Raw genomic sequence first — 17,101 nt, forward strand, 5'->3', positions numbered from 1 at the left:
ACATCCGCCAGCCTCGCGAAACACCACTACTGGTAGTATTCTACGCGAATGCTGGCACAACATGTTGCGTCATGGCGAGCATCTTAGCGATTGCTGGAACCCCAGTCAAACTTGTGGACCAGGGTCGCGCAAGAGCTTGGCAGTTCAAGGGTTGAGGTGCCTCCTCTCGGTGGAACCACTTGTTCGGAAAACGATCCAAACCCCTCTTAAGGCATTGCCCTGCGACGACTTAGGACAATCTCGCACAAGGCGATGACACGTCTGGTCCATCGGGAAAAAAAGGGAATTTGTTTTGGCAGACATTTGGCATAGTTTCGCTAATCCCCTCGAACGATTTCTGCCGCACACGGGATCATTGCCAGCAATTGTCGCTGGGACAAACTGACGATCGTTTGCCCCAAACCTCTTCGTTTTTCCATCTCGAGAGTGATCCGGCTCACCTCGGGATCCGTTCCTTCGGCGACCCCGAAGAAGGTCCCGTCGCTGAAAAGAGAGGGGGTAGCCGCAGCCGCCGAGGGAACACCGAAGATCACGTACTGGATCTTGAAGTTCAACTGCGCGTGGACCTCGGCCCCCAAGGATTCGAGAAAGCGAATCGCTTCCTGCCGATCCAGCCCGAGCAAACTGTTTACGAGCACCACCTGCTTGCCCGCCAACGGCTGGAGCGATGCGGCTCGGTCGAGAATCGTCTGCGAGAGCGCCTTGGCTCGCCTCACCCCTTGAGACGACGCGGAGGGAACACCATCGGCTCGATACACCTTGGATTGCACACGGACCGGGACTTCGATTTCGCTCTGCTCGCGGTGCAATCGGATGGCCCGCGGATGCTGAACCCGATCGACGCGTATCGCACCTCGAAGCAGTCCGGTCGATTCCTCCAGTTCCAGGAAACTTCCCGTACGCGTCTTCTCGCGCGCTAAGCGAGCGATCGTTGCGCTCGCCCTCGCATCCTCCAGTGCGTCATGGTGCTGAAACGAAAGTCCCAAATGCTGAGCGACGTTTGCCAAACCATGTCCATCGAGTGCCGGCCAAACGCGTTTCGCGAGCAATCGTGTGCATTGAATCTCCAGCGGGGGGATCGCCAGCTCGTAGTGCTTGCAAGTCTCCGCTAAAACCCGCGCATCGAATCCGACATTGTGCCCGAGCAAGACACTTTTGCGGAGAATTTCACGGATCTCCGGCCAAATCGCCTCCCAAGTGGGCTGGTTCATGCAATCGCGAGCGGTCAAGCCATGCACGCGAACACACTGTGGCGAAAAAAACAATCGCGGAGGCCGGATAAGCCAAGATCGTTCGAACACGATCTCGAATCCCTCCATGACCACCAAACCTACCTGACAAGCCGAATTGGGTTGTTGGTTGGCGGTTTCAAAATCGATCGCAACAATGCGTTCCATGCCTCTACTTTCTCTCGTGAATCGGCAAACAGCGACCCACAATTTAGCCTGAGGCAATCCCCACTGCTACTGGCAAGCTTCGATCATCCGATCAACGACTGCTGGTGCTGCATCACCGGAGAAATCAAGCGGCGTGGCGAACCGAAGAGAGTTCGCGATGGGCATTTTCGATGGTTCGAGGATCGATTTGTTGGAGATCTTGCGCGAAACCGATCATCAACGCTAGATCACACAAGCGATTGATTCGCCTGGGAACTCCCATCGACAATAGCTGAACGGTTTCGATGGCAGCAGCCGAAAAAATATCATCTCGATCCGTTCCCGCCTGACGCATTCGATGTTGGATGTAGGCGGTCGTATCGTCGAGCGAAAATCGTTCGAGAACGCATCGAACGGAGATGCGATCCTCCAGCGACGAACTTTTGGCAAGCTGCGAGATGATGGATGTCGCCCCGCAAAGGACGAGGGTGATCGGGGATTCGTGGAGACAAGAATCGGATGCCAGATTGAGAAGCAATCGGACCCCTTCCAACGACCCGAACTGGGACAGGAGATGCGCTTCGTCGATCGCGACGACAGCGTGCAAATTCTGCGCAACGTTATGACGGAGGACGCGATCCAAGAATTCGATCGACCGGGCCAAATCCGATAAGGATCCCTTCTCCTGCGGTCCGATTTGCCGGGCGATGTGCTGGATCAATTGCTCCGAAGGCATCGCGGGGTAAACCACGCGGGCGATCGGGGAAAACGAATCGGCAAGTTGCTCGAGACAGGATTCGAGGATCATGGTTTTCCCTAACCCTGATTCCCCGCAAAGAACCGCGATCGCGCGACGTTGCTCGATCGCGTAACCAAGCTTCAGTGCCGCCGCCTGATGGCTCTCCGATGGATAGTACGAGTTCTCGTTGGCTTTCGCTTCGAACGGTCGTTCAGCCAGATTCCAATGCGACTCGTACATATCCACAAACCCTTCTCTTACGCGTGAAAGTTCTCGACCATACCGACCGAAGCAATCCCCATCCCCTGGAGAATGCTATTCGCCGTGTCGACTTTCTCTCGAATGCTCAACTCCGTATCCACTACGAGAACCGCTGCATCCACAACGCACTCTTGCGATACTCCCACCAAGTCCCGTTGCTCCAGATTCAATCGATTCGAATCGAGGAAAACAATATCGTGCACCGAAGCTACCCGCTTGACGATCCGGGCAATGCGATTCAAGTTAGCATGAAGCTGTTGAGCCGCGATGATGGACGTGAGAGGATAGACGGTAATATTGTCTTCCACCGAACGAACAGCAACTTCCTCGAGCGGAACGTTCTCAAACAGGCAGTCTTGCCATCCGTGCTCCATATCGAGTCGGAGCTGATCGATCAGGCTCGGATAACAGGTATCGGCGTCCAGCAATCCGACTTGCAATCCCGCGGCGGCTGCACAGCGGGCCAAGTGCATGGCGACGGTGCTGCGCCCGACCCCGCGTTCACCGCTTGTGATCGCCATCACACGCAAACCGTCTTGATTTGCCAAACGAAGGTGATGCCCGATTTGATCAAAGGCGGAGCGATTGGACTTTTCCAGCTGGAGGAGCACTTCAGGCCAAAAGAACTTGTCCACCTCCCAAGAGGGACGAAACGCAACGGGCAAGGGAACTTCGGCGGTCGCTTTATTCGTTTCTTTGCGATCCATCCGCGGAGGAGCAGTCGCTGGATGTCGCTGTGAAATCGGTGCTCGCGTAGCGTGCGATGTCATTGGCTCCGAGTCGGCAATCACGCGAACTTCTTCACTCGAAACGGTCGCGGCTGGACGCTCGACGGATTGCGGTGGCGCCAGGGGATGAGCCTTGGGGGAAACCGGAGCAGGGGCAGGAGCAGGGGTAGGAGCTACAGGGGCCAAATGGGAAGCGACTTTGCCATGGCCGGAGTCGATCCGGATCGATGGAAAAGGATGTGCCGGACTGGTGACACTGCGGGGTATCGGTTTGTTCGGCGGCGCGGCGGTGGGCTGCGCCAAAGATTCGGGATGGACAACCATCGTCGGAACGCCATTCACGACCACCGCAGGCTGAGCACGGAGTACCCCCGTCCCCTTCATTCCACGCTCGGCTCCGAGGGGAGACCATACGCCACGAACGTCTTCCGGCACAAGAGGCGGGGCCTCCGGTGCACGCGGGGCGGGCGCCGAAACATGGGTCGAGATAGGTTTTGCCAAGGGGGACGATTGGCGTGCTGCCGGCGCTCCGGGTGCCCCCACGTCCGCTCGTCGGTAGGTCGTTTCGGTTTCGCCTGCACCGTTCAACGTGTTTTTCGATGGCAATGGGGAAGAAGAGTCGGGACTCGGTCGGTTCGCAACCCGATTCTTGATATAGGCACGCAAGTAGGCTTGATTGACTTCGTTACTCATGTTCTGTCGACCTGTGTGTTGGTTGGAGTCGTCGCCTATTGGATCGCTGGATAGCCGAAAGAAGTGCCCGTTCCCGTCGCGGTTCCCGCCGGCTGCCGAATCGGTTGATAGCGATTGACGGTACCTGTCGGCGTGTTCGGTGCAACTACTGGTTCCGTCGGCTGCACGGTCAATGGACGGTACTCCTGTGCCTTAGGAGGGTAAGGCTGACCCGACAGGGGAGTCGTTGCGCTCGGCTGCCCGGAAGGTGTTAGATTGGACCAGGAAGGAGTCGGACTCGAGATCGTTGGATTGGTCGCTCCACTGGTTGCAGATCTGCTCGGAGAGTTGGGAAAGGACGTCGGATTGGAGACGGGTAGGGCAGGGTTTGCAAAATCCCAACCCGTCGAGATCGGTTGATAGGAAGAAGGTGCGGACGGCAATGTGGCTTGAGTCGACACCGGTGCGTAGGGTACCGGTTGCTTCAACGTCGCGGGGGACGCGCTGGTGACTTTGCCATTGGCGCGATTCCAGAGGTCGATCACCGAATCGGTTGGTAGATCGGGAGTGGCGGTGGTGTGGATACTGATGTCCAGTCCCCCTTGAGGCTCCTGCACGACTGGGTTTGGTGTCACCACGGGGTTTGGTGTCACGACTGGGTTTGGTGTCACCACGGAGTTTGGTGTCACCACGGGGTTTGGTGTGGAAAAAATGGGGTCTCCTCCCGCGAGAGGAAGCGCGGTTTCCGTCGGCTTCATCGTGCTGTACGTAGGCGATGGCGTCGGTTGGCTAATTCGAGTTGGAATTTCCTCTTCCCCGACCCCGACAGGACTTCGAATTCCTTCAAAGGTCGGCCCCCTTTCACTGCTGGCAGGAATCAAGCTTGCCGGTTCAGCCAAGGGAGGATTTGGATTCGATGCAGTGAGTAGCAATGGAGGTTGAACGGGAGGTACGGTTGCAACGGATTCGTTTGCCGAAGCAGTTTCAACGTTCGGAACCGCAACCGGCGCGGAAGTAAGGGCTGGCGACGGAGCTGCTGGCGATGGAACGACGATGGTATCCAAGGCGATTTCCGGCGTGGGGGACGAATCCAGCACGGGCGACGCATCTAAAGCGGTCGACGAATTTGCAGATTGCTTGCTAAGCGGGGAATCGCTGACGGAGATCTTGATCACCAACAGAACCAACAGCACAAGCAAAGTGACGGCAATGCTGTTCTTGAGCAGGGATCCCAATTTCGAGATCGCCCTGGGTTTGACCCTCGGTCCCTCGGGTTCAAGAGAAAATGGGGCTGGCGTTGGAACGGGAGCGGTTGACGTGCCAGTATCGACAGCGATCGATGGAGGCGCAGCGACATTCCCCTCCGGTCGAGGCGGCGCAGCGACCAATAATGGCTGCACGTTTTTCAACGAGAACAAAATGGGAGTATTTCCCCAATCACGGGCGCGGCTCGTCGGGCTTTTTCTCGTTGGCATTTCATTTGTCATGGGTCGATTCCTTTCGATCCAACTAGTCAACGCCGTCCTGTGGCGAGGCTATGGAACCGTCTCTGGTTCATCGTAACGATCGTGACGGTTTCTTTAACTTTTCCGTGTACAACGACTTTTCCGGTTCGGCCGAGTCTACGGATTGTCTCGAAGATTAGGATCGTCGGTTGGCCGCGTGAAGAGCACTTTACGGGTTTGGTGTTGGCCAAAAGTCACAGTCCGCTTGCCTCGGCAGCTCGCAAAAGGGGCTCAGAGCAAGGCTCGCCGAACGGAAAACTGGAATAGGCGTTAAAATGCGTAGAGTTTACCCGGGGAGAAAAGTCGTTCTTCTTCGATAGAGTTTGGGGAATCTTTTCGGCAGGCTAACATCCAATAGACGGCGTTTGTTTCCCTCGTAGACGAAGCAGCATATGGCGAAAGCGAGCAAAAAGAACCTTCGACGGCTCCGAGTCGAGATCCTGGAGTCTCGTCGCGTCATGGCTTCCCTACCGTTTGGGGCGGAGCCCGAGGATACCGGCGAATTCATGCTTGGCCGGATTGCTGTCACTCCCGTATTTCTGGAGAGCGATGGGTCCATCGATCCAAGCACGGAGGATTGGTCCCCGGCCCAGGTAGAGCAGGTCTTTTCGAACATTCAAACGGGACTGAACTGGTGGACGCAGCTTCTGGCCACCAAGTCGTCGGTTCATACGCTGGAATGGGTGCTCGATAGAACCTATGTCGACAACCAACCACCGATTTCTTACGAACCGATCAACCGAAACTCGAACGCCTATTCCTTGTGGGTTTCCGAATTCTTGACCGACATCGGTTATGCTAGCAGTCCAGATCTCGAGACGAATATGCGCGCATTCAACCATGCGCAGCGTCAGAAATGGGACACCGACTGGTCGTTCACAATTTTCGTCGTCAATTCTCGCAACGACGCCGACGACTCTTTTGCAGTTGGCGGATCGTTTTCCCGAGCGTTCGCTTTTGCCGGCGGGCTATTCCAAGTAGTTCCGTCGGATCGTCCTGCATCGACGTTCACGCATGAGACGGGCCATATGTTCTGGGCTCGCGATGAATATCCGGGCAGTGGCAATTACTACCAACGACGCGGTTACTACAACGCGCAGAACACCAATGCGGTCGACCTCAATCCGCAAAGCGGCTTCGTGCAGCAGCCGAGCATCATGTCGAGCGACACGTCGCTTCAAACCGCTTACACGAGTCTTGTGTCGCCCGACTCGACTCTGGCGCAAATCGGCTGGAAAGATTCCGATGGTGATGGCATCTTTGACGTCCTCGATGTTCCGTTGTTGCTGGAAGGAACGGGGCGGATGTCTGCCAACGGCGCGAACTATCGATTCGTCGGCCGAGCCGCTGCCCAAGCGCTGCCGAATCTCAACTCCTCCGGTTTGCAGAACAACATTACGCTCAACACGATCGATCGCATCGAGTACCGACTCAACGGAGGAGCTTGGACGACGATCGCTACCCCTCGAGCCTACGAAACAAATGTCGACGTCACGATTCCGTTGAGCGTCACCACAGGTTCCATCGAGATTCGAGCCATCGATGCGGATCTCGGCGTCACTAGCAATCTGTTCCAAGGCGTGTTGGGGGCACAACCGGATGTGACGATTGTCTCCGGCATCAATGGATTTGTTTGGAACGATTCCAACCAGAACGGGACTTGGAACGCTAACGAAAACGGTCTTCCAGGCGCCACGATCGCCCTTGTGAACGGGGCCGGTCAAGTCCTCCAATTGCAGCGTACTCTGGAGCCCGATGACTTCGGCAACGGTCAACTCAATACGGTGCAAAATGGGGTCCGCATCGATACGATTGGAAATAACACCAACGGTCGGATCGCAGTCCTCACCGACTCCGCCGCTTCCACGGGGACCAAAGTCTTCAAGCCGGTTGCGATCAACGGGACAATCCTCGACTCGTTTTCCGGAGATGACCAACAGCTTCGAGCTCGGTTCGACGCCAACACGACTTTCGCATCGATCGATGTGTTTGCGGTGATCGACGACACCGATGTCCGATTGGACGCTTACGATGCCATTGGCAATCTCGTAGCAAGATCGGAACGTAAAGGATTGTTGGGGGGACAACGGGTGACGCTCGAGGTCGGCTCCACGTCCCCGAACATCTCCTATGTGATTGCGAGAGGATTCGACAAGTCATTTGTCAAGCTGGACAATCTCCGCTTTGGACCTCGCTCGACAACGGTGGCTCGAAGCGATGGAAGCTATTCATTCCCGCATCTCCCAGCTGGAACCTACAACCTGCGCGTGAGTGGGCCCACCTCAGGTTATGAATCAAGCTACCCTGTTTCCAGTTTGCAAACGGTTGTCCTGGCTAGTGCCGCCATTTCCCATACCGACTTCGGGATCTACCTTCCTCCCAGCCCTTGGCAAAACCCCACCCTCCCGGAGAACGTCAATAACCAGGGAGGCGTTGACCCCTTGGATGTCCTGCTCCTCATCAACGAGATCAATCGCGGTGGTAGCCGTGCATTGCAGGGTTCTGGGCTTACCGCGCCTCCCTATTGGGACCCGACCGGTGATCGAGTCCTTGACCCGTTGGATGTCCTGCTAGTGATCAATTACATCAACAGGAACGGAGTCGGCCCCAACTCAAGCGGAAGTGGCGAAGGGGAAGCCCCGAACCAGGGCAAGGTTTTGCCATTCGCGTCGTTTGTACATGATTTGCAATCGGTAGACCGCGAGACACGGATCGTGCGAAGCACCAGCACTCTGGCGAGACGAGCCGCCGATGGGATGGAAACATGCGGCTGCCCAGCTTGCTCCGCCTTTAGTTGCGTATCGGGCGAAGCAACCCCGTCCCTTTTGGATATCGCTTCCGCATCCCTTGCGGAAGATCCCGAAAACGGCTCCCTAGTCGGTCCAAAACGCCCCGCCGAGAAACAACCTGTTGCTCAGGTTGATGGGCTTTCGCTCGACGAATGGATGGAGCTCGTGGCGGATTATTCGTGATCGATCACTCCGTTCACATCGCCCCCCTAACCTCAAAACATACCTCCAAAACCACCTCCCATGCCCCCCATCGAGCCGTTCGCGGGAGCCGGAGCAGGAGGAGCGGGTTGGATGTGACTTCGGTTTTGTCGCGCCAATTCTCGGAGCAGTCGCTCTAGATCCTGATGGGTCTCTTCATTCGCGTTCACGATCAACATGGATCCAAACACTCCGAGGGTAGAGGTTCCACCGCTCATATCCCACACATCCTGTTGCACGCTGGTTCGGATAACCGCCATCAGCTCATGCACCGTGCTGTTGTCGGGAAGGATGTAACTCAAGTCGTAGGTTCGCACTGTCTCCTTCTCGTGATCACGGCCCGTGACAACGACCATCCCATGTCGAATATGGTAGGTCAGCTCCAGAGGCTTCAGTATCAAGGAAAGCGCGTCACGAACGGCGACTTGATTCTTGAACATTAGCGTAATCGGCTCATCCGGCGAAACGACTTGCTCCTCGAGCGCCTTCTCATCGACGAAGAAATCGACTCCGATTTGATCCGAAATCGATGTCAAAACCGCGGAAAGCGGGACTCCGCTCAACTGGACATCGATCTTTGTCTTCGACAACTTGTTTCGTAGTGCGTCGGCGGTCTTTATTTCCTCTTGATCCAGTTCCCCATCCATCCAACCAGGTAGAGGCCCCTGCACTTGCCAGGTCGTCGTTTTGGGCGGTGCGGGTGTGTATTTGGCGATCGGGTTCTTATTATTCATCAACGGTGGCATCGACGGTGGTTCTGAACCACCGAATGGATCGAATGGATCGTTCGAATCGGCTGGCTCATTGTTCGTTTTCAGATTGGGATCTCCACCTGACGCTTGGAAACTCCCCTGCTGTGCGATGGAGACAGGTGTCGAATCATCGTTCGTTGGCGCGCTCGTGATGGCGATTTGTCCTGACTCACCTTGTGCGGGGAGGCTCAGGGGAATGGAGGCGACTCCCAGCAATGTGATCGCGGCGACCGCGCCGCTCCAAACCAACGGGGATTGTAAAGCAGACCATTTCATAACCAATTCTCCTTGGACGAGACGTTGAAGAGTAGAAGAGGAGACCAAGCCGTCTGGCGAGGTCGGGTTGTGAGAATCGTTTGGATAGACATTCCAAAATCGGTGCAACCAATGGTTCATTTCGGAAGCGGTCGCAACGTTGGGTATCGTTGCGATTGCCGCGAGGGATGCGCTGACGCTGACACCTCGCAACGCCAATCGTGACCGGAGCTGCATTTTCCCCCGTTTGATGCGTCCCTCGACGGCGCTCACCGACAATTGCATCGCGTCCGCAATCTGTGGAATGGATCGCCCCGCGTAGTAGTGTTCGATGATGGGCGAGCGAAGCGATTCGGGGAGCAGCTTCAACTCTTCATCTAGTACCTCCAACTGCAAACGGATTGCCAGCAGCTCGAAGGGTCTTTCTGTCGTATCGGAATCGGGGCTAGCGATATCATCTAGTGTCATGGGCTCGCATCGCGAGGATTCTTGCAATCGCGTTTGACGTATCCTTTTCGCAACACGATATGCGACACCGAAAACAAAGCTGCTGAGAGATGCTCGCTTTCGAATGCGAGGGATCGACTGCAACAAAACAATCAATGTCGCTTGGTAAGCTTCCTCGCGATCGGTGCAGCCTCGCAACCACCGAGAAAGGATCTGGCAAAGCATGGGGCTATGTCGCAGAACGATCGCTTCCATCGCATCGCGCGACCCGGTGCGCGCCACGATGTCGCAGAGCTCCTCGTCGGATGCTTCCGCCCAATAATTCTGCGCATCCAACGACACCATACTGGAGTGCGGATACGTCGATGGCGAGGGCAATTGCAATCGGGAATGTGTAGTGCGTGATTCCATCTCAATTTTTCTCTTCGCTGGGATGCGTCCAGTCTATTAGTGCACGAAACACGAATACCCAGGCGAGGAAAATCAGAATTTTTCTGACGCCGCAAAACGATCGGGAGCTCCACGGAGCTCGCGCCCGTTCCGACCGTGAATAAACGCCCCACGAGATCGCGTTCGATACAGGAGCACCTAAAGAACAGGATGCACCTAAAGAGAGAGTGCTCTTAAAGAGAGATTGCCAAGCGGTTGCACGCAGATGGAAAAACGAAAAAAGGCCTTACAGCTATCTGATCACGCCCGAAATTCAGATAACCGCAAGGCCTATGTCATTATGTTAGGCAGCACCGGGCTGAATGGCAAGCGATTGGTGAAACTATTTTAAAAATACGATGAACAAAACCGGTGCGAGACGAACTAGATTCGGGCTACCACAATCGGCTGCCGGCCGGTGCCAGGATTACCCTGACAACTGTGTCAATTTGCATCAATCGGCGTCAGCCATTTCCTTGGCGTGGTAGGACGATCTTACGAACGGCCCCGATGCCACTCGCTTGAACCCCATTCCTTTAGCGATGCCTCGAAGCTCTTCGAATTCATCGGGATGTACATAGCGTTCGACGGGCAAGTATTTGGGGCCGGGTTGCAAGTACTGTCCGAGGGTAAGGAAGTCGCAATCGACCCGTCGAAGATCCGCTAAACATTCGAGGAGCTCCTCGCGCGTTTCTCCCAACCCAAGCATCAATCCACTCTTGGTTTTGATCGCGGGATTGGACCGCTTGACGTGCTGTAGCAACTCCAATGTCCAAGCGTAATCGCTCTTAGGACCTCGAACCCTTCGATAGAGGCGTGGGACTGTCTCCATGTTGTGGTTGAAAACCTCGGGCACTGCCTCGATGACCCGATCCAGGCCATGCTTATGCCGTACAAAATCAGGGGTTAGCACTTCGATCGTCGCCCCCGTCTTCTTGCGCACCGCGAGAACGCATTGGTAGAAGTGCTCCGCGCCTCCATCGGGCAGGTCGTCGCGCGTGACCGAGGTGATCACGACATGTCGCAGCCCCAACCGGTGGGCCGCTTCTGCGACTCGCTCCGGTTCATCCAATTCCAATTCATCAGGCTTGCCTCGCTGCACCGCACAGAATCCGCAAGGCCTCGTGCAGACATTACCGAGGATCATGAAAGTAGCTGTTTTCTGCGAATAGCATTCCATGCGGTTTGGGCACTTTGCATTCTCGCAGACCGTTTCCAGTTTCAACTCGCTCAGCAAACCGGAGGTAAATCGATTCTCGTTCCCTTTCGGCACTTCGCGCCGCAACCAAGACGGCAATCGCCTGCTGGGCTCAAAGGTCGGAGCGGTCATACACCCCATGGATGGTGAATCGATGGATGGTGAATCGGCGGATTCCGAGCTGCTGTTCGATTGAATGACCGGCAGTTCCATATTGTCAAGGATCTTTCTGGTGGACGGGTTCTCGTCGGCTATCACCGACCACTGTACCAAGCGGCGTCTATTTTTCCAGTTGTAACCGAGAAGGTTCCATCCTCGTAACTTGGACGGCAACGTTCCCAAACGTGCTGCCCCCTCCCAAATCGGTCAATCGTTCGCTGGTGATATCGTTGAGGCTTTTGCGATCCGGGGCTAATTTGGGCCACCATTGCCCGAGTGCGACCACCACTCCTGCTTTGGCCTCGTCGCTCACCCGAACACGACGGACAATCGATCCGGTCGGGCTCGAAACCATGGCGCGCTCCCCATCCGAGATTCCTCGGGTCAACGCATCCGCGGGATGGATGACGACTTGCGGTTCTCCCCCGGCTAACTTCAAGATGCTCGCGACGTTCCCCATCGACGTATTCAGAATGTGACTTCCCGGCGGTGAGATCAGCCGCATCGGAAAAGCGTCGGAAAGTTTTTCCTCAAACTCCAGTTGCTCAGGGGGAGGAGAAAACCGAATTTTGCGGTCTGGAAAGTGACTTCCGTCGGCATAGGGCCGGAACGCATGCGGAAACCGGAGTTTGATCGACTTCTCGCTCTTCAATCGCGCCGCATCGATCCCCTCCAACCAAGGATTCGAACTGGAGAGCAACGCCTCCAAAATCTGATCCCGATCCATCTGATACGGCTTTACCTCAATCCCCATCGCTTGCGCGATCTGTTTGAAGATCCAGCTGTTAGGACGCGTCTCCCCTCTAGGTGCAACGACTGGTTCGGAATATTGCAAATAATAATGCCCATAGGAAGTGTAAACGTCGTGATGCTCAAGAAACGTAGTAGCGGGGAGCAAGAAATCGGCATAGTCGGCCGTATCGGTCTGGAAGTGCTCGAGGACGACGGTGAATAGATCGTCTCGGGCCAATCCTCGCCGAACGCGCGACGAATCGGGGGCAACTGCGGCGGGATTCGAATTGAATACGAACAATCCATGCACTCGGGCTGGCTCCGCAGTTAGCTCGCTGGCCAGCAAATTCATGTTCACATGCCTGCTGCTCGGCGGATAATCTTCGTTTCCGTTCACGGCCCCCGTATGGAGCCCGAAAGCGCCGCTGGTCGAAAGGGCTGCACCACCGCCCAGCTTCTTCCACGCACCAACCAGAGCGGGCAACAGGGTAACCGCTCGGATTGCATTTCCGCCGCTCTCGTTGCGAGTCATGCCATAGCCAACTTTGATAAACGGCGCCGGACTCGTGGCAAACGCATGCACCATTCGAGTCAGGTTTTCCAACGGTACATCGCAATACTCCGAAGCGCGCTGGAGTGTCCAAGGCTCGCAGGCGCGCCGAAACTCCTCGATGCCATGCGCGTATCGATTCAAGTAATCCGTGTCCTCCCACCCGTTTCGAAAGATCTCGTTCGCGATCGCGAGTGCCAAAGCCGTGTCGGTGCCGACGCGAATCTGCCAGTGCTCGTCCGCGAATCGAGAGGTTTCGTTGCGATAGGGGTCGATATGCAAGATTCGCGCTCCTTGCTGCCTCGCTACCTTCAATATCGGAGCCAGATGGGAATTGCTCCGAAGGACATTGATGCCCCAAAGAACCACATACCGAGCTTGGGCCAAATCCTCCGGATCAGTGCTCAATTTGTTAGGGCCGTAATTCATTTCCCATGCGGTCCCTCCCGTGGAGGCACAAATGGTTTGATCCAACTCCACGGCACCGATTCGACGGAAGAAGGCGAGAGGCATCTGCCCTTCGATCACCCCCATCGTTCCGGCATAGTGATACGGAAGGATCGATTCGCCACCCGCTGATGCTAGGATTTGGCGTGTGCGTGTTGCGATCTCGTCGATCGCTTGCTCCCAGCTGACTCGTTCGAACCGGCCTTCCCCTTTCGCACCCACTCGTTTCAGTGGATAGAGCAGCCTGTCGGCTTGCTCTTGACGCTCGGGATAGCGAGCCATCTTCACACACGCGAACCCTTGGGTGATCGGGTGATCGGGATCCCCTGCGAGCTTGGTGACCTTTCCATCTTCGACGGTTATCCGGAGCGAGCATGCGTCGGGGCAATCCAAAGCGCAAACCGACGGAAGAACTTGAGTGGTCGACGGGAGTACAGGAAGGGTCATCGTCGTTCTTTCGCGCTAAGTGGGAGTTCGCAAAATAAGAGTTCGCAATAGGGGCTAGCTAGGCTTCTTGGGCAGTGAATGCGACGACGTCGGCCAATCGATCGGACTCGCAAGCCAACATGACCAATCGATCGAACCCCAGGGCGCAACCGCAGGAGTTCGGCATCCCCTGCTCCATCGCTCGCAACAGCTTGTCGCACGGTGGAAGCGATCTTTTACCGTCCCGAAGCCGCTGCGCATTGGCAATTGCATCGCGCTCTCGCAATACCGTTGCATCCAACAACTCGTGATACCCATTGGCCAACTCCACTCCGCGATAAAAGAGTTCATACCGCTCTGCCGTTCGAGGATCCTCAGCCGATACGACCGCTAATGCCGCTTGCGTGGCTGGAAAATGGGTGATCAAAACAGGGGAATCGCTCCCCATCCGGGGCTGCACTCGTTCGGAAAAAATCAGATTGACCCAATCGTCCCAGTCATCGGACCAATCGACCGATTCCACGAGCCCTTGTCTCACAGACCATTTCGCTAACTTGTCGATGCCCGAATCAAAGAGTTGCAGTCCGGTCGCTTCCTCGAACGCATTGGAAAAGGTCACACGCTTCGCAGGGGAGGTTCGCAGCATAACGGTCAAAAGATCTGATAAGAGCTGGAGGCCTTGCTCGTGCCCGGCCCCGACTTCGTACCATTCCGCCATCGTGAATTCAGGGTTATGCCATTGTCCCAGTTCTCCTGCTCGAAAAACGGGACCGATTTGATAGATACTTCCCATCCCCATCGCCAACAATCGTTTCATCGACTGTTCGGGCGACGTTTGGAGAAACCATTCTTGCTCTCCGTTTCCAGGCAAGGAAAGCGTCACAGAGATTGGGTCCAGGTGGCGATCGATCACCGTCTCGCTGCACAGTGTCGGCGTCTGGACTTCCACGAACCCTCGCTCATCAAAAAAACTTCGAAGCTGACGGAGCATCGCGGCCCTTCGCTGAAGATTCTCCCGGAGCAAGTGTGGAGCGCGTGGCCGGTTCATGATGCCGATTGACGCTTTTTCGTTATCTCGATCGCGGCCAGTTGCGCTTTCGACTTGTTCACCGTTTCAAGGTATTCGCTGGCAGGGTCGCTGTCGGCCACGAGCCCAGCTCCGGCTTGGACATAAATCTTGCCATTGCAAATGACCATGGTCCGCAACGTGATGCAGGTGTCCATATTTCCGCGATAGTCAAAGTACCCAACGGCACCTGCGTAAGGTCCTCGCCGAGTCGGTTCTAGTTCATCGATGATTTCCATTGCGCGTACTTTGGGGGCCCCGCTTACGGTGCCAGCCGGCAAACAGGACTTGAAGGCATCCATCGCATCCATATCCTCGCGCAATTCGCCGGTCACATTCGATGAAATATGCATCACGTGGGAGTAATGTTCGACCACCATCAAATCGCTGAGGCGGACCGAACCAAACTTGGCAACGCGACCGATATCATTCCGTCCCAAATCCACCAGCATGACATGCTCGGCTCGCTCTTTGGGATCGTTGATAAGATCGTCGGCCAGCCGACGATCCTCCTCCGAGGACTTGCCGCGGGGACGCGTCCCTGCCAAGGGGCGAACGGTCACGACTCGATCAAAGACGCGAGACATCACTTCTGGGCTGCTGCCAACGAGCGAGCAGGAGGGTGTCCGCACAAAGAACATAAACGGGCTCGGGTTCACTACGCGGAGCGTTCGGTAGATTTCAAACGGATCGCAAGATGCTTCTACTTCGAATCGCTGACTCAATACGACTTGAAAGATATCACCCGCCAAGATGTACTCGCGACACTTGAGAACCGCCTCCTCAAATCCTTCGCGCGTGAAGTTCGATTGCGGGAGATCGGCGACGACATGGGTCGTATCGATCTCCTCGACCGCGGTGAGAGGCAGCGGTTGACGAAGCTTTTCAATAGTGGATTGAATTGCATCCGAGGCAGCGTCGTAGGCTTCTCGAGTCTTGCTCGGATCCTTATCCGTGGAGATGGCGACCAACTGCAGCACGAGGACTGTTTTGTTTACATTATCGAAGACGATGAGTTGATCGTAAAAGCCGAAATCCAGATCGGGTAGATGTCGATCATCCTTTGGAGCGTTTGGCAGGTTCTCGACGTAACGGATGACGTCGTAACCAGCAAAGCCGATTGCTCCTCCGACAAAAGGAGGAAGGCCAGGGAGGGTCGCCACTTTCTTCCCGGAGACTTGGTCCCGGAGAAACGCAAGCGGATCATCGACGCGATGCTGGGTCACCTTCCCATCTTCATGCCATTCGACCTGATCGCGCGTAGCGACCATACGGGTTCGCGGACCGATAGCGATAAAGCTATAACGACCGATCTTTTCGCCGCCGACGACGCTTTCGAACAAGCATGCGGAGCTCATGCCGTCATCGAGTTGTCGAAAGGCGGTTACAGGGGTAAGGTGATCGCTAAGAAGCCGTTTCCAAACCGGAATGAGGTCGAACTGAGGAGCCAGTGATTGAAATTCGTCAAATGATGGAAAAGTGCTCATCCCGTCAAACTAGCTTTCAAAACGCGGCATATTCGCTTGTCCGACCGCATCGCCCGATTGGACACAGACGCTTATACTACCAACGAACGCCTCGGTCGCGAACTGCCTGCGAGAGAAATCCAAGATGAAGTGCCAGCACTGCGAAAAACCAGCCACCTTCCACATCACCGAGCTCACCGAGCCGGAGGGTCCGAAGGTACTCCACTTGTGCGAAGAACACGCTCGGATTTTTCTGTCAGGTGAAGGCTCCAGTCCAGCTTCGGCACTTTCCGGGATCTTGGCTAAACAGCTGAAAATGGACAAAGCAGCCGAGGAGATCGCCGCCAGCGATAAAAAGACTTGCCCCGTCTGCGGCATCACCTTCGCCGAGTTCCGCAAAGGCGGACGGCTTGGGTGCGCCTACGATTACATCGTCTTCGAAGAAGACCTCGAACCCCTCCTGATCAATATCCACGGGGCCTTGGGACACACCGGTAAAATCCCCGCCAATCGCAAGGGATCTCCGGAACGCCAACGGCAGCTCGCCCAACTGCGGGAAGAAATGAAAAAGGCCATCAAAAAGGAGGAATACGAAAACGCGAGCCAATTGCGAGACCAGATCGCGGCAATTGAATCAGGAACTTGGGCTGAAGATTCGGAATCGGACGTGGAAGGCTTTGAAAGCTTTCAATCAGAATCTCCCACCAGTGCCTCAACCGGTTCGTCGGCTCAGGACGCCTTCGAAAGCGATGACCTTGCCAGCGATGACCTCGGCGATGACATCAGCAGTGACGACTCCCCGCCGCGTCCATCGGAGTAACGCGTCCCCCGGAGTAACGCGTCCCCCGGAGTAACAGCCCCATCCCAGGAGGGGCTCATCGCTGGAAGGGACTGTCGTGGATA

Annotated in this window: 12 protein-coding genes; 3 read left to right on the forward strand and 9 right to left on the reverse strand. The window is 55.9% G+C overall.

Annotated elements, in window-relative coordinates; genetic code table 11:
* Positions 1-317: 317 nt before the first annotated feature.
* From SH467x_RS03195 to SH467x_RS03210, 4 genes are all read right to left on the reverse strand, one after another.
* A complete protein-coding gene (locus tag SH467x_RS03195; RefSeq protein ID WP_482369848.1) occupies positions 318-1,397 on the reverse strand; it encodes an exonuclease domain-containing protein in 1,080 nt (359 codons plus the stop codon).
* Positions 1,398-1,521: 124 nt separating this feature from the next.
* Complete coding sequence (locus SH467x_RS03200) at positions 1,522-2,355, reverse strand: ExeA family protein (RefSeq protein WP_482369849.1); 834 nt, start codon at positions 2,353-2,355, stop codon at positions 1,522-1,524.
* Positions 2,356-2,372: 17 nt separating this feature from the next.
* Positions 2,373-3,797 carry a tyrosine-protein kinase family protein gene (locus SH467x_RS03205; RefSeq protein ID WP_482369850.1) on the reverse strand — a complete coding sequence of 475 codons (1,425 nt, stop codon included), beginning with the start codon at positions 3,795-3,797 and terminating at the stop codon, positions 2,373-2,375.
* Between the two features lie 35 nt (positions 3,798-3,832).
* Complete coding sequence (locus SH467x_RS03210) at positions 3,833-4,840, reverse strand: hypothetical protein (protein WP_482369851.1); 1,008 nt, start codon at positions 4,838-4,840, stop codon at positions 3,833-3,835.
* Here SH467x_RS03210 and SH467x_RS03215 point away from each other — a divergent pair.
* Positions 4,830-5,339, forward strand: coding sequence for a hypothetical protein (locus tag SH467x_RS03215; RefSeq protein ID WP_482369852.1), 510 nt, complete (start codon positions 4,830-4,832; stop codon positions 5,337-5,339). The two genes, SH467x_RS03210 and SH467x_RS03215, sit on opposite strands and share 11 nt — an antisense overlap.
* 334 nt (positions 5,340-5,673) lie before the next feature.
* Entirely contained in the window at positions 5,674-8,253 is a 2,580-nt protein-coding gene (locus SH467x_RS03220; protein ID WP_482369853.1) for a dockerin type I domain-containing protein, read from the forward strand.
* 32 nt (positions 8,254-8,285) lie between these two features.
* Here SH467x_RS03220 and SH467x_RS03225 read toward each other — a convergent pair whose 3' ends face one another.
* From SH467x_RS03225 to trpE, 5 genes are all read right to left on the reverse strand, one after another.
* Positions 8,286-10,136: an RNA polymerase sigma factor gene (locus SH467x_RS03225; RefSeq protein WP_482369854.1), complete on the reverse strand. Its 1,851-nt coding sequence runs from the start codon at positions 10,134-10,136 to the stop codon at positions 8,286-8,288.
* A 472-nt stretch (positions 10,137-10,608) separates the two neighbouring features.
* Positions 10,609-11,493 carry a lipoyl synthase gene (lipA, locus tag SH467x_RS03230; protein WP_482371335.1) on the reverse strand — a complete coding sequence of 295 codons (885 nt, stop codon included), beginning with the start codon at positions 11,491-11,493 and terminating at the stop codon, positions 10,609-10,611.
* A gap of 139 nt (positions 11,494-11,632) precedes the next feature.
* Positions 11,633-13,687 (reverse strand): molybdopterin-containing oxidoreductase family protein, encoded by a 2,055-nt coding sequence (locus SH467x_RS03235; RefSeq protein WP_482369855.1) that lies wholly within the window; start codon positions 13,685-13,687, stop codon positions 11,633-11,635.
* A gap of 58 nt (positions 13,688-13,745) precedes the next feature.
* A complete protein-coding gene (gene epmA / locus SH467x_RS03240) occupies positions 13,746-14,714 on the reverse strand; it encodes an EF-P lysine aminoacylase EpmA (RefSeq protein ID WP_482369856.1) in 969 nt (322 codons plus the stop codon).
* A complete protein-coding gene (trpE, locus tag SH467x_RS03245; RefSeq protein WP_482369857.1) occupies positions 14,711-16,219 on the reverse strand; it encodes an anthranilate synthase component I in 1,509 nt (502 codons plus the stop codon). The genes epmA and trpE overlap by 4 nt, the downstream gene beginning before the upstream one ends.
* 124 nt (positions 16,220-16,343) lie before the next feature.
* Here trpE and SH467x_RS03250 point away from each other — a divergent pair, with 124 nt between their 5' ends.
* On the forward strand, positions 16,344-17,018 hold the full coding sequence (locus SH467x_RS03250) for a UvrB/UvrC motif-containing protein (protein ID WP_482369858.1): 675 nt from the start codon (positions 16,344-16,346) through the stop codon (positions 17,016-17,018).
* Positions 17,019-17,101 lie beyond the last annotated feature (83 nt).

Source organism: Brakhagea slesvicensis (assembly GCF_052161625.1).
GTDB lineage: Bacteria > Planctomycetota > Planctomycetia > Pirellulales > Pirellulaceae > JBKCUI01.

Excerpts from the sequence above, each read along its gene's own strand:
- SH467x_RS03195 (WP_482369848.1), bottom strand. The coding sequence starts at position 1,397 with ATGGAACGCATTGTTGCGATCGATTTTGAAACCGCCAACCAACAACCC.
- SH467x_RS03200 (WP_482369849.1), bottom strand. The coding sequence starts at position 2,355 with ATGTACGAGTCGCATTGGAATCTGGCTGAACGACCGTTCGAAGCGAAA.
- SH467x_RS03205 (WP_482369850.1), bottom strand. The coding sequence starts at position 3,797 with ATGAGTAACGAAGTCAATCAAGCCTACTTGCGTGCCTATATCAAGAAT.
- SH467x_RS03215 (WP_482369852.1), top strand. The coding sequence starts at position 4,830 with ATGGTATCCAAGGCGATTTCCGGCGTGGGGGACGAATCCAGCACGGGC.
- SH467x_RS03220 (WP_482369853.1), top strand. The coding sequence starts at position 5,674 with ATGGCGAAAGCGAGCAAAAAGAACCTTCGACGGCTCCGAGTCGAGATC.
- SH467x_RS03225 (WP_482369854.1), bottom strand. The coding sequence starts at position 10,136 with ATGGAATCACGCACTACACATTCCCGATTGCAATTGCCCTCGCCATCG.
- lipA (WP_482371335.1), bottom strand. The coding sequence starts at position 11,493 with ATGGGGTGTATGACCGCTCCGACCTTTGAGCCCAGCAGGCGATTGCCG.
- SH467x_RS03235 (WP_482369855.1), bottom strand. The coding sequence starts at position 13,687 with ATGACCCTTCCTGTACTCCCGTCGACCACTCAAGTTCTTCCGTCGGTT.
- epmA (WP_482369856.1), bottom strand. The coding sequence starts at position 14,714 with ATGAACCGGCCACGCGCTCCACACTTGCTCCGGGAGAATCTTCAGCGA.
- trpE (WP_482369857.1), bottom strand. The coding sequence starts at position 16,219 with ATGAGCACTTTTCCATCATTTGACGAATTTCAATCACTGGCTCCTCAG.
- SH467x_RS03250 (WP_482369858.1), top strand. The coding sequence starts at position 16,344 with ATGAAGTGCCAGCACTGCGAAAAACCAGCCACCTTCCACATCACCGAG.